Here is a 598-nt window from a genome sequence, read left to right as displayed (position 1 = left end):
GTATCTTTAACGGTTCCTTTTCTTCCTTCAACACCTTGACCTATTGACACAGCAAGCGTTGGTGGTTGTCTTGAGGCCACCGTAAAAAAGCTAAATGGCGCAAGATTTAATATCGCCTCCTTGCTTTTTGTAGAAACCCAGGCAATTGGACGAGGAACAACAGAACCGATGATTAGTTTATACATTTGCTGTGTTTCAAGATCCACTGGATTAAAGGTATGCGCTTCTTTAGTTGGCATAGGCATTCTCCTTTTATTACTAGGATATATATATCCTTCCACTTTCAATTGTAATTAAATCATCTTTAAAATGGGAACTAGACCATATAATCTAGTTCCCTCTCTATCATACTAATTATTCTGTCGGTACAACATGTGCCCATTTGTATTCGTACTTAGGTCCAAACGGCCGATCAATGACACCTTCAATTTTTGGCGAGATCAATTGTGTCCGGCCGCTTTGGTACAATGGGGCAACGGGTGCGTCTTCAGCCAATATCTTTTCAGCCTCCAGGAACGCTTCAAAACGTTTTACCGGTTCAAGTGCCAATTCATCTACAGTACTTTTCACCAGCTTATCGTAGGTTTTATTGGAATAC

General features: G+C 40.6%; 2 pseudogenes. Both read right to left on the bottom strand.

The features are described from left to right. Positions 1-239, bottom strand: a pseudogene (locus AC3G7N_RS21800) (flavin reductase family protein); the annotation flags it as partial. Positions 240-354: 115 nt separating this feature from the next. Continuing rightward, positions 355-598: pseudogene (locus AC3G7N_RS21795) on the bottom strand (peptide ABC transporter substrate-binding protein); the annotation flags it as partial.

Source organism: Virgibacillus carmonensis (assembly GCF_057836705.1).
Note: the sequence above shows the minus strand (reverse complement) of the source record. Positions and strands in the feature narration are given on the sequence as shown.